This window comes from Pantoea sp. SGAir0183 (genome assembly GCF_043545505.1).
This window is the reverse complement of the sequence record NZ_CP028053.1, coordinates 3,207,185-3,219,633: the sequence shown is the minus strand read 5'-3', so window position 1 is coordinate 3,219,633 and position 12,449 is coordinate 3,207,185. Positions and strand designations below refer to the sequence as shown.

Annotated in this window: 9 protein-coding genes, 1 tRNA gene and 1 pseudogene; 7 read left to right on the top strand and 4 right to left on the bottom strand. The window is 47.4% G+C overall.

Features of this window, described 5'->3' with window-relative positions; translation table 11 throughout:
* The first annotated feature begins 78 nt into the window (after window positions 1-78).
* Both cysS and C1N59_RS15015 read left to right on the top strand, forming a co-directional pair.
* Window positions 79-1,464, top strand: a complete 1,386-nt coding sequence (gene cysS, locus C1N59_RS15020; RefSeq protein ID WP_394549827.1) for a cysteine--tRNA ligase — start codon at window positions 79-81, stop codon at window positions 1,462-1,464.
* Between the two features lie 42 nt (window positions 1,465-1,506).
* A complete protein-coding gene (locus C1N59_RS15015; protein ID WP_058701134.1) occupies window positions 1,507-2,613 on the top strand; it encodes an AAA family ATPase in 1,107 nt (368 codons plus the stop codon).
* A gap of 26 nt (window positions 2,614-2,639) precedes the next feature.
* Here C1N59_RS15015 and ybcJ read toward each other — a convergent pair whose 3' ends face one another.
* The gene (gene ybcJ, locus C1N59_RS15010) at window positions 2,640-2,852 is read right to left on the bottom strand and encodes a ribosome-associated protein YbcJ (RefSeq protein ID WP_006117853.1); all 213 of its coding nucleotides are present in this window, start codon (window positions 2,850-2,852) and stop codon (window positions 2,640-2,642) included.
* The gene (gene folD / locus C1N59_RS15005) at window positions 2,852-3,718 is read right to left on the bottom strand and encodes a bifunctional methylenetetrahydrofolate dehydrogenase/methenyltetrahydrofolate cyclohydrolase FolD (protein WP_006117852.1); all 867 of its coding nucleotides are present in this window, start codon (window positions 3,716-3,718) and stop codon (window positions 2,852-2,854) included. Before folD ends, ybcJ begins: the two co-directional genes overlap by 1 nt.
* 174 nt (window positions 3,719-3,892) lie before the next feature.
* Between folD and C1N59_RS15000 the strand changes: the two genes are divergently transcribed.
* The 4 genes and pseudogenes from C1N59_RS15000 (at window position 3,893) to C1N59_RS14985 (ending at window position 5,986) form a co-directional block, all read left to right on the top strand.
* On the top strand, window positions 3,893-4,396 hold the full coding sequence (locus C1N59_RS15000; RefSeq protein ID WP_054634384.1) for a DUF1198 family protein: 504 nt from the start codon (window positions 3,893-3,895) through the stop codon (window positions 4,394-4,396).
* Between the two features lie 94 nt (window positions 4,397-4,490).
* Window positions 4,491-4,567, top strand: a tRNA-Arg gene (locus tag C1N59_RS14995).
* A 164-nt stretch (window positions 4,568-4,731) separates the two neighbouring features.
* A pseudogene (locus C1N59_RS14990) lies at window positions 4,732-4,854 on the top strand (Arm DNA-binding domain-containing protein); the annotation flags it as partial.
* Between the two features lie 685 nt (window positions 4,855-5,539).
* A complete protein-coding gene (locus tag C1N59_RS14985; protein ID WP_394549826.1) occupies window positions 5,540-5,986 on the top strand; it encodes a hypothetical protein in 447 nt (148 codons plus the stop codon).
* 1,760 nt (window positions 5,987-7,746) lie between these two features.
* On the opposite strand, the gene C1N59_RS14980 is transcribed toward C1N59_RS14985, so the two are convergent.
* Window positions 7,747-7,956 (bottom strand): hypothetical protein, encoded by a 210-nt coding sequence (locus tag C1N59_RS14980; protein ID WP_033738740.1) that lies wholly within the window; start codon window positions 7,954-7,956, stop codon window positions 7,747-7,749.
* Between the two features lie 1,532 nt (window positions 7,957-9,488).
* Between C1N59_RS14980 and C1N59_RS14975 the strand changes: the two genes are divergently transcribed.
* A complete protein-coding gene (locus C1N59_RS14975; protein WP_394549825.1) occupies window positions 9,489-11,090 on the top strand; it encodes an ArnT family glycosyltransferase in 1,602 nt (533 codons plus the stop codon).
* A 30-nt stretch (window positions 11,091-11,120) separates the two neighbouring features.
* Here the strand turns inward: C1N59_RS14975 and C1N59_RS14970 are convergent, their stop codons facing one another.
* Window positions 11,121-11,564 (bottom strand): ECs1072 family phage-associated protein, encoded by a 444-nt coding sequence (locus tag C1N59_RS14970; protein ID WP_039342951.1) that lies wholly within the window; start codon window positions 11,562-11,564, stop codon window positions 11,121-11,123.
* Between the last annotated feature and the right edge of the window lie 885 nt (window positions 11,565-12,449).

The window sequence follows — 12,449 nt, the reverse complement described above, 5'->3', positions numbered from 1 at the left end:
CGTGACAGATAAAAATACGGCACAATAACAGGATACTCAAAACGGTGCGTTACGCACGCCTCACTACGGAAACCCCCAATGCTGAAGATTTACAACACCCTGAGTCGACAAAAAGAGGAATTCACCCCTATTCATGCTGGCAAAATCGGCATGTATGTCTGCGGCATCACGGTGTATGACCTCTGTCACATTGGGCACGGGCGCACGTTTGTGGCCTTCGACGTGGTTTCGCGCTATCTGCGCTACGTCGGTTATGACGTCAATTATGTGCGCAACATTACCGACATTGATGACAAAATCATCAAACGAGCCAATGAGAACGGCGAGAGCATCGAAACGCTGACCAACCGTATGATCGGCGAAATGCACAGCGACTTCGATGCGCTGGGGATTTTACCGCCGGATGTGGAGCCGCGTGCCACGCGCCATATTCCTGACATCATTGCGCTGGTGGAAACGCTGATTGCCCGCGGTCACGCCTATGTCGCGGATAACGGCGATGTCATGTTTGATGTCCTGAGCGATGTTGATTATGGCGCACTGTCGCGTCAGGATCTGGAGCAGCTACAGGCAGGTGCGCGTGTAGAGGTTGCCGACGTGAAACGTAACCCGATGGATTTCGTGCTGTGGAAAATGTCCAAAGCGGACGAACCTTCATGGCCATCGCCGTGGGGCAACGGTCGTCCGGGCTGGCACATTGAATGTTCGGCGATGAACTGCAAACAGCTGGGTGCGCACTTTGATATTCACGGTGGCGGTTCTGATCTGATGTTTCCCCATCATGAAAACGAAATCGCCCAGTCGACCTGTGCCCACGATGGTCCGTATGTGAATTACTGGATGCATTCCGGCATGGTGATGATTGACCGTGAAAAGATGTCGAAGTCACTGAACAACTTTTTCACCGTGCGCGATGTGCTACAGCATTATGATGCCGAAACCGTGCGTTACTTTCTGATGTCGGGCCACTATCGCAGCCAGCTAAATTATGGTGAAGATAACCTGAACCAGGCACGCGCCGCGCTGGAACGCCTTTACACCGCGCTGCGTCATACTGACCGCACCGTAGCGGCCAGCGGTGGCGAGGCGTTCGAAGCCCGTTTCCGCGAAGCAATGAACGACGATTTCAACACGCCAGAAGCCTATTCGGTGCTGTTTGATATGGCGCGTGAAGTGAATCGTCTGAAAGGTGAAGACATGACGGCCGCCAGTGCGCTGGCAGCAAAACTGCGTGAAATCGCCAATGTATTGGGGATTCTGCAACAGGAGCCGGAAGTGTTTTTGCAAAGCAGTGCCCAAGGCAATGACGATGAAGTGGCTGAAATTGAACACTGGGTCAAAGCCCGCGCCGATGCGCGTGCGGCGAAAGACTGGGCGCAGGCGGATGTGGCACGCGATAAGCTCAATGCGCTGGGCGTGATTGTGGAAGACGGCCCGCAGGGTTCCACCTGGCGACGTAAATAACACGCAACACAGGAGAGGGCGAGCAATCGCCCTTTTTTGTCGATGACGATAAAGCAGATTCACATTCGCGGTTTCCGTTCGGTACGCGATCTCACGCTTCCGCTGCACCCGCTCAACGTGGTGAGCGGTCCCAACGGCTGTGGTAAATCCAATCTTTATAAAGCGGTGCGGCTGCTGCACGAGGCGGCTAACGGACGGCTTGCGCTGGCGCTGGCCGAAGAGGGCGGGGGGCAAAAAGTGATGTGGGCGGGCGGATTGCGCCGTGGCGACCGCCGACATGATCCTAAGCGGCTCATCCTGGCCGTGACGATGGATGATATGGATTACCAGCTGGAAACCGGTTTTCCTGAACCGCTATCAACCAGCCTGTTTAACCTGGATCCGCTGGTTAAAGAAGAACGCATCTGGCTGAGTGGCCAGCAGCGCCGACCGTCTTCCTGCATTATGCAGCGCACTAATCAGACCGCCTTTCTGCATAACATCGACGGAGAGCGCGTCAGTTATGCTGGCGTACTGCATCCTGAAGAATCCCTGTTTGGACAACTGGGGGAGCCGCACCGCTATCCCGAACTTTCCCGGATGCGTGAACGCCTGAAAGCATGGCGCTTTTATCATGAGTTTGCCGTCTGGCCAGGTTCACCGATTCGTTCGCCGCAGATTGGCGTGCGCGCACCCGTTCTGGCCCATGATGGCAGTAATCTCGCCGCAGCATGGGCAACGATAGTGGAACGTGGGCATCATGAACTGTTGTATAAAGTGATGAAAACAGCCTTCCCGGACACTGAGTTTCAGGTGGATGTGCAGAACGGACGTTTTCAGATGCTGATGCAGCGCCAGGGCATTTTGCGCCCGCTGGAAAGCGCCGAATTTTCCGATGGTACGCTGCGCTTCCTGTGCCTGGTCGTGGCGCTGCTCAGCCCGCGCCCGCCTGCCTTTATGGCGCTGAACGAGCCTGAAAACAGCCTGCATGAGGATTTACTGCCTGCCCTTGCCGCCCTGATTGCCGAGGCCAGTCAGTTCAGTCAGTTATGGATCACCAGCCATTCGCCCCGGCTGGCGACGCTGATTGCACAACATGCAGAGGTCAGTCACATTGCGCTGGAGCAGGTTAACGGTGAGACGCGGATAGTGGGAGAGGCGCGGATTTAAGGTGCCCCACCTGGGGCACCAGCGGATCAGGCAACAACGGTAACGCGCTGCCCGGCAAACTCGACCGTTTGCCCCTGAAAGATTTTGCAGCGCTTACGGGTTTCGACTTCGCCGTCGACCCGCACCTCGCCGTCACCGATCGCCACTTTAGCCTGTGCACCGCTTTCTACCCAGCCTTCAAGTTTCAGCAGATCGCAGAGATCAACGTGGGGAAATTTGCCCAAAGAAAACGTAGCCATTATGCCTGCTCCCCATCATGAAACGCTTCGCATGCCTGCAAGGTATTTTGAATAAGTGTCGCCACGGTCATTGGCCCTACGCCACCCGGAACCGGGGTGATATAAGAAGCACGTTCAAAGGCAGCCTCATAATCCACATCCCCGACCACTTTGCCGCTTTCAAGACGGTTAATACCGACATCGATGACGATTGCGCCCGGTTTAATCCAGTCGCCCGGAATAAAATGGGGTTTACCGACCGCGACAATCAGCAGATCGGCGTGTTCAACATGGTGGCGCAGATCGCGGGTAAAACGGTGCGTGACGGTGGTTGTGCAGCCGGCTAACAGCAGTTCCATGCTCATGGGACGGCCCACAATGTTTGATGCACCGACAACCACCGCATTGAGCCCGTAAGCATCAATGTTGTAGCGCTCCAGCAGTGTCACAATGCCGCGCGGGGTGCACGGGCGCAGTTTTGGCGCACGCTGGCACAGGCGACCAACGTTATAGGGATGGAAACCATCAACATCTTTATCGGGCGTGATGCGCTCAAGCACTTTGACGTTATCAATGCCGGCTGGCAAAGGCAGTTGCACCAGAATGCCATCGATCGTGTTGTCGCTGTTCAGAGTATCAATCAGCTGCAGCAATTCCGCTTCACTGGTGGTGTCGGGCAGATCGTAAGAGCGGGAGATAAAGCCGACTTCTTCACAGGCGCGGCGTTTGCTGCCGACATAAATCTGTGAGGCAGGGTTCTCACCTACCAAAACTACGGCCAGACCCGGTGCACGTTTACCGGCGGCCAGGCGTTGTTTCACTTTTTCTGCAACCTCAAGCCGTACCTGCTGCGCAATCGTTTTACCGTCAATAATTTTTGCTGCCATCAGAGCGTAAATCCACTGTGTTGAGTTTGAATCGGGAATGGCGCCTATTTTGTCAGAAGCACGTCCGGCTGTCAGGTAGAGATTCTGACCACAGTGTGGTTACCGACATTTCGCCGTGACGAAAGTATGGGTTAACGCTTATGATGCCAGACAGAGAAATGAAGGGAAGACGTAATGATTTGGTTAATAATCGCCACTTTAGTTGTCGTGTTTGTTATAGGCTTCCAGCTGCTGACCGCCGGTTCACGCCATGCCGCGCAGGCGCTCAGTAAGCGTCTACAACTCCCGCCGGTTCATATCGAATCCATGCTTTCCCTGATGGGAAAGGAGGCGGCAAAAGAGTTTACCGACTACATCAGCGGTGATAATGAAGCACATCTGAATAATGGTGCGGCAGTGCTGGTAATCTGGCAGGTGATGATTGTCGATGGCAGCGATGAAAATCTCTGGCGCTGGCACGGCGCACTCAGCCGGGCAGGCTTTACCGCGACGATTTCCCGCCAGCAGTTGTTGCTGGCGTTGGGCTTTTTGCGCCAGCTGGAACCGGATAGTCATGAGCTCAATGCGCTACGCGAGCAATATAATACGCGCGTGACTCAGCAAGGCGTTGAGCTGGAAGGTGAAACTGCCGAGGTGAGTAACCTGGTGTCGCTGAGCGCCTGGCGAGACAAACATTAGCGAAAATTGGTCATTACCTGGGCACTCACCGCGTCGGCGCGGCAAAAACGTTGACGTAACAGCGTTCAACCGTATAATTCGACCCAACCTCTCCGCGCCCTTAGCTCAGCTGGATAGAGCACCGGCCTTCTAAGCCGTAGGTCACAGGTTCGAATCCTGTAGGGCGCGCCACTTTCTCTTCTGTTTACATCCCTTAAAGTCTACTTTTCCCTTAAAAATCAGAACATAAATCTTTTAACTGGTCCATTTCGGTCCAGGGTCACCTATTGCGTTCTTATCCAATATGGGGGCACGATAGGGGGCATCGACAGGTTCAATGGAAATGATGCCCCCAAATGAAGCTAACAGCCCGCCAAATCGACTCTGCGAAGCCCAGGGAAAAGTCATACAAACTTTCCGATGGTGGAGGTATATATCTTGATATATCTCTAAACGGAGCCAAAAGCTGGAGACTGCAAGCGGTTATGGTCCGAACTTCTTACTGAAAATTCAGACGGACAAGCGCATCTTTGGTATATAACTTTGACGTGCATGGAGCAAAATTAACTAAATGACTGGTCTAAAGGCTTGCCATACGTAGAAAAGTAATTTGATTTTCTTTTCCTGTTCCCGTAATTGTTCATAACAATACCTTTCTTTAACCATGGTTAACAGGTCTTAAAGTAACCTGAGTCTATCAAGAAAAAAGGCCTATCGAAACAGATAGCGGGTAAGGAACGTCTGGAATCGAGGTGATAAAAATTGAGTGGTAATGGCTCTCATTTTGCCCTTTGTATCAAGTGATTTAGGACACCTATTACTCCTTGCAAATTATTTATTCAGCATTCTGGTTTATATAAAAAAGATCAATGTCAGATGCTGGAGCATATTTTCAGCATCGAAAATTGGTTATATAGCCAATTTATTCTCACTTTAAAGTTGCTGATATGAAATTTTAATGAGTCTACATCAGATTTCGTAAAATAATTGAATTTTATTATTCTGAGTTGACGGTTTGATGACGCATAAAAGCTTCAGGCTAAAATTTTAGGCCCCAAAAGGTGTTTTGTTGTGTAGTTCATCAGTAAAGTTTATACCCTTAACAACTGAGTCAGATACCGATATGTATAAGAGGCTGGTTGACTCACTTAAGGAAATTAAACTATGATGAAAACGTTGAAAGCCTCTATCTTAACTGCTTCTGTAATAGCATCTTTTTCAGCTATGGCAGATTGGCAACCCTATAAAACTGTTTCTTTAGATGGATATAATAATACGGTTCCCGGTGGGAATCTTTATTACGAAACTAATGTGGCTTCTGGAGTCTATCGTTTCCGTATTGATTCGGCTTCGGTAGGGATTGATTATGCCACTGGACAAGCAGGAAATACAAACTCAAAATCTGCCGCATTAAGAACTTACGATCGTACAACAACTGCAGATAAAACCGCCTCTGTAAGCTATTATGGTTTAAACAATGATGGGCTTCAATCTTCATCTCTTATCCATGCTTTTCCCCAGGGCGGCGGGTTTGACTTGTATTTAGAAGACTGGCAACGTGCGGGTGATTCTGGCTCTGTTAATGTGATTATTGAAAAGTGGCAGAATTAATTTTTCGGTAGATTTTTATTAAAATCAAGCGCTCTTTTTTTTCTATAACTTATATAGGGCGCTGTTTTTTTCAACTCACGTTAATGTAAAAATCGTATCGAAGATATGTCTGATAGCCTCGTAAGTGTAAATATTCAAAGAAAATTACAGAAAGAGGCTGGAATGGATTTTTTTCTCAAGATATAACTGAGAATTTATTGAATCGCCATAGGTTTTTACAGACATCTTAGTATTATTTAATATGAGTTAAGATATATGTACATGAATGGTAAGTGTTATCCTAAAATGTTTGAAATTTAAGCGGACAAACAGGTCGTTGATTGCACTCATTCTGTTTCCATGGTAGCAGCATGTCTCTATATCGTCACGCATACTTTTAATGCCTGGATAAAGAAGCACGGTCTTGATTCTTCGTTTAATAATGTACAGCAAGAAGCTAAGGCCGAGAGCCCCTGACTCCAGAAGTAACGGAAATGGGTTATCGATAAACGGTACATGATAAAGTTATGCAGTGTACTTCGTGAATTTGCCCGACAGAGAATTAGCTCCTGTCCATGACAATACGCTTTACTGGGCTGTTCGTCTTTTCTGTCAGATAATGGATGCTCATCGCAGTGACTTTTAAATCTTCCTTCACTATATAACGGGAGTCTATACCCAGAGAGAATTTTAAAAGCGCAGGCTTTTTATTTACGAAGGTTTAACTTCACATCTGATTTTTGCATGTTAATTTATCTATCGATAAATAATTGATTTGAATGTTATTTTTTAATAATTAATGACGGTTTGAAGGTTGCGCATTGAAAAAGGCTGGCTGTTGCATTTGATGCGATTTGCTACAGACATACTGTCTTCGCCATCATTTTGTCATATTTTTAAGTTCATACTCACTAGTGCGGTGTTGAACTACCAATACTGCTGAAAAAATGGCTTCGTTGGCAAGGAATGACAGCTGATTGCTATCCACAGCACCCTGGAAGAGCATTTTTAGCGCCTGATGCAAAGCAAAATAGTGCTGTCTAATAAGCGTTTTACACTTACCACACCATACTTAACGATAATGTTAGTCTTTTTTCAGCTTTTTAAGCGCTGCGCTAAGAAAAAGACATGCATTAATTATGCTTTATAAGCTGACATGCAGTACCCTTGGAATTAATCACGTAACGTTCATAGTGAAATTGATTAAGCTTGTTGCCGTATTTAGCACTGGAAACACTATTGCGCTGGTTCACGATTTTTTTCTTATTGCTACAAGGTATACCCATTCAGAACTCGCTAGCGGATATAGGGTTATCGGGGTTGTGACAGATGTCAGTGAGCCACCTCGCAGTTAAACTCGATGACGGAGAAAAACGTAATGCAGCCATTTAAGAGTGAGAACCGGCCAAAGCTGACTCCCGCAATGCTGTTACTGCCATTCGACATTTTAATGCTGTCTCAGCGTTTCGCTAAAACGGGTCATAATAAGCACGTATCAAAAGACCGTAATTTACTCGCTTCAATCAGAATGTCTCCGCGAGTGATAAACGTGGTGCTTTGTGTCGTTCTGCTACTGCTTACGGGCTGTACCGGCACGCTGAACTGAGATGTATAAGGATTTTGACGGGTCAGGCAGCACTATACCCGGTTTTACTGGAGGGATTTCCAGCGTTATTCAAAAAGCAAGCCGTGAAAAAACACCTACTGACTGTCGTTGCGTGTATAAAAACGCGGTTAGCGTCTCGATCGTTAAGACCGCAGTCAGCAGGCAAAGAACAGAATTACTCTGGGTCGGAGACCGAAGCGGAAGGCTTCAGTTTAACGACAAAGTGTTCTTTTTTTAGAATTTTTGCCCCTTTATCACACCAGTGATCGGTGAATCTGAAAAACTCATCCGTGGTCAATTCAAAACACAACTCAACATTCTTAGCCAGTCCTTTGGACAGTAATTCATTAGCCTGTTCTAAAGAGTGGGCTTTTGTCGTTTTCATGTAACAACTCCAGTGCGTTTAAGAAGAGCGTGTATAACCCCTCAGAGAACCTATCACAGGATGATGACAATTATACGACGATGTAAAACATACGTGGGTCCGGCGGAAGAGAATTCAGTGAAACCAGGAGAAGGGGTGAACTGGCACCAGGTGCTGTACGTGGAAAGGCAGATCGGCTCAGCTTGCAGCGCAGCATACTTGGTTAGTATCAATTTTTCTGATGGTTTTATTCTTTCCGGGGGCAGGGAATCAGTCTGAAGGCGTTTGGAAACGACGTGCTTGCAGAGCATAATGCTGCTCAGGTGTTTGTGTGGTTAATTAAAGGTGATGAACAAAAAACTCAAGCGCAATCCGAAGTTAGCTTGAGAGGGTTCTCGCTTATGTATCTGATTACAAAGTGATAATGCTCCCTTTGCTATCCTTTAGTATAGTTTTTTTTGATCTAAAGTCTAGTTGTTATGAAGGGGGTTAAGGTTCAACATAATTTATGATTTAAAAAAGAAACCCCCACACCACTAGTGGCCTCGGAAACCTCAAGGGTTGATGTGAGGGTGGCTAACACAGCCAACACCAGGGAATACTCCGCGCTCATCATACACTTTTTATAAGAAATAGATAAATTTTTTTGAATGGTTATCAGCCCTGCTCGTTACAGGGCTTTTTTCGTTTAAGCATCTCATAATGCTTCTTAGTCAATGGGCGACTTGCCTCGCTCTGGCTCATATCTGCACCTTTTCAGAAAGGCGTTAGATCCTGTGATCGTATTGCTGCACAGGGCACTTAGAGACGTTCGTCTTTAGGTCCGAATAATAGGTGATTTAATGGTGCCTCAGCTGACTTATTGACAGGAACATTTCTTGCACTTCGAGCTTTCATTTAAACGGGAACACTATGCCAGATGCTTCTGCTTTAGTGATGCGTTTAACACGTCAATCATGATCAGATCCCGTAATTGAACCGGACCCATAAGTCATTATTCCGTTCTTTACATTCATCTTTTTAGATTTGGTGGTGGCTCCTCATCAGTTCTTATCCTCAATGTCAGTCTGGGCTAAGCGTTTAAACTCAAAGCGCAGAATGTTTATTTCTCGTTTACTTCCGCTTCTTTATCTTATTAACAGTGAATTTTTTGTAAGCCCGGAGCTCCGGATGTTCAAATCCTCGCACTAATAAGCGCTTATAAACTTCAAAAAGTGCTGAGCGGATAAAGGGATTCAGCATTTTGCTTAAGAAGCACATTTTGCATCTTTATTGGGTCGTTTCTGTAAAGATTTTTGCGAACAGACATAGAGCTTATACACCGTATTTTTACTCTAAAAGTCGGTAAGACAAGCGAGTAACGCGTGAACACAAAACATTTTCAGGTTATTTTTCCTGCAACACGGGCCGCTGCCCCGGATGCATTTATACCTCTGACATCCACAAACAGCAGCGAGACTCGCACGCAGCGTATTCTGACCATCTTTCCTGTCTCGCAGCAAATTCCCTTATTTTTATGCTTTATTGTTTTTAGCTGCTGGTTATTACCAGGATTGGTAGGACATGAACCGTGGAAGCCTGACGAAGCTTATACCTTTGGGTTAATTCGCCACATCGCGCAGACCGGTGACTGGGTAGTGCCTACGCTGGCAGGTGAGCCTTTTATGGAAAAGCCGCCGCTCTATTTTGTGGCGGCGTCGTTTTTCCTTCGGCTGTTCAGTCCGTTATTAGGCGAGCCGGATGCAGCGCGTCTGACTACAGGCTTCTTCATCCTGATCGCCTGTTACGCTATTGCACTATCTGCCAGAGAGTTACTGGGTAAAGGCGCCGGACGCTGGGCTGTTCTTATTCTCTTTGCCTGCGTCGGCTTTCCCATTCGGGCGCACCAGATGATTACCGATACGGCCTTACTGGCGGGAGGCGCCATCGGCATTTATGGTTTCGTGTTGGGGATTCGACGCCATGTTGCTGGCGGCATTGTACTGGGCGTGGGTGCTGCCGTTATGTTTCTCTCAAAGGGGCTACTGGGTCCCGGGATTCTGGGAGTAACGGCAATGGGGTTACCGTTGCTCAATACTGAATTTCGCAACAGGCGCTACGTCATCTTTTGTGCCATTGCTTTTTTGGTTTTTTGCCCGCTGGTCGCGCCCTGGCTTTACGCGCTCTGGATGCGTTCAGAAAAACTGTTTTCAACCTGGCTTATGGTGAATAACTTTGGCCGATTTGACGGTACCGCCAGACTGGGTCCGAAAGCGAAGCCGTTCTTTTATCTTAAATTGCTTCCGTGGTATGCATTTCCAGCGCTTCCTATGGCGGTATGGTGGTTATGGCGCTGCGGGGCAAACGGCATTAGTCCGGCAGTCAAAGTCCTGTTGACGTTTTTTGTGGCGGGGTTTGCTACATTGTCTGCCGCCGCAGATGCACGCGAACTCTATGCCATGCCGTTGTTGCTGCCACTGGCAATATTAGCGGCGGGGGCGTGTCAACGAAAAGCGGAGTGGGCTGAAAAATTGCGGCCCTGGTCTCTGGGCCTGTTTTGTCTGCTTCCTGCAGTGATGTGGGGCGCGGGGATCATACTGATAACCGGTTGGCCTGTCCCGTTATGGAATAAGTGGGTGGCGCCAGGCGCACCTGGATTTATGCCTGAGTTCCATCCGCTTATGTTTAGCGTGGCACTGCTGGTTACCCTGATGATGAGTGGCATCGTGTTTTTCCATCGGGCAGCGCGACAAAGCCCCTTATATATTTTCACCAGTTGTATAACCCTGTGCTGGGTGTTGGCCATGACACTCGGCATGCCTTATCTGGATTATACGAAGCGTTATTCAGACGTCTTTATCCCGATGCGAGCCTGGCTGCCTAAAGATGAGTGCGTAGCCAGTCGGCACCTTGGCGAGCCACAGCGTGCGTTACTGGAGTATTACGACGGCTTAGTCACGCTAAGGGAAGGAAAGCACAGAGGTGCCTTTCGCTGTCACTGGCTTCTGGTACAGCACGATAAAAAGCATCCGCAGGAATTTGTGGATGGCACGCTTGTCTGGCAGGGGGAAAGACCAGCAGATAAAGAAGAAAGTTACCAACTTTATCGGCTTGATGGCCAGGACATTTTTTCTTTAGCGCCAACGGTGCCTGGGATAGTCTCACAGGCACAGTGATATCACCTACGGCATCCTGTTACGTTTGTCTCAGGGAAGGGACAGATGTACCTCGTTTTCCTTAGGTGCCCAGTCTCTGTCTGAAAACTCATCAAGGGGATAAGAGACATTTCGCAGTCCCTGCGTGCCCAGAAAGTTTCTGACGCCCTCCTGTAGATTGCCATCGCGAAACAGTTCTGCGATAACAAAAAGTGCATCAGAAAGTGAAAGGGTTCTGATTTGTGCCGGTAACCAGTTCGTGCGCGTAAAGATCAAATGATAAAGCGCTTCTTCGCCGGATAACGGGAAATAACGCGTGCCAAATTGTTTACGATGTTTATCCAAAATGATTTCAAGAATAAATATCTGCGCGGTGCGTTGTTTCACCTGGTTAACCATCAGATTATCGGAATGGCTCATATCCAGCGTTGAGGCATCATTGTTCTGCTTAACGCGCGTTTCGATAGCATTCCAGAGGTTGTCATACTGATTCATAGCTTGCCTTGTCTGAAGTTAACGTTTTCATAACAAAGTTAGCAGAAGTCAGACGCAGGGCAAAGATCGCTGACCTGAACATCGCAGGCCTTCCGTTAAAATTTTCAGGTCATTGCACGTTCAGATACCGCTTAGCGATGTGACTCTGCAACGAAGAGATAAGGCAGAGCCGGTAGAGGGCGTTATGATATTGACCAAAATGGCCACGAATGGCCATATCGTGGATTTCCCGCGCAGCTAATGGATGACACCGGATGTCGTCAGGCAAAGGGCACAAAAAGCAACGCTGAATGCAGCAAAACCAACCAGACCTATTACGACGAAACCGAAATTTCTCATATCGACCTCCACCGTGTCCACATGGCACCTTACAATCATAAGTCTGGTGGGAAAATAAGTATATACTGTAAAAAAAGACATAGAAAATGGCATTGAGAGGGAGTTGATTTCATTCTTAACAGCTTAATGATTTATTGTTAATCATCTATTTTACTGATTTCAGCACGTGTTTTTTGACCCGGGTGTGATATTAACTTTTATTTTGTAATGCGGTTGTTTTATTAGTGAGGGGGTTTGTTTTAATTAGTGCTGTTTTTATCTTTTTTTAATTGATAACTTTAATTGAAATGGATATCAGTAACGGATTGTATGATGAAGTAAACGATTACTCTGCAGGCTTCAGCTTACCTGCTAAAAAAGTCAGGCATTTTATTTATACTTTTAAAAATAGCAAACCCAGCCTGGTGGCTGGCTTTGTTTTTTAATCACACCTTTCATCTGTAGAATATATAATTTCAATTTTCAGGAGATTTTCTTTGAAATAAAAAATCAATATTATCATGCTTTATTACTCTTCACAGAAATACAGATGGATTTCTCTGAGTA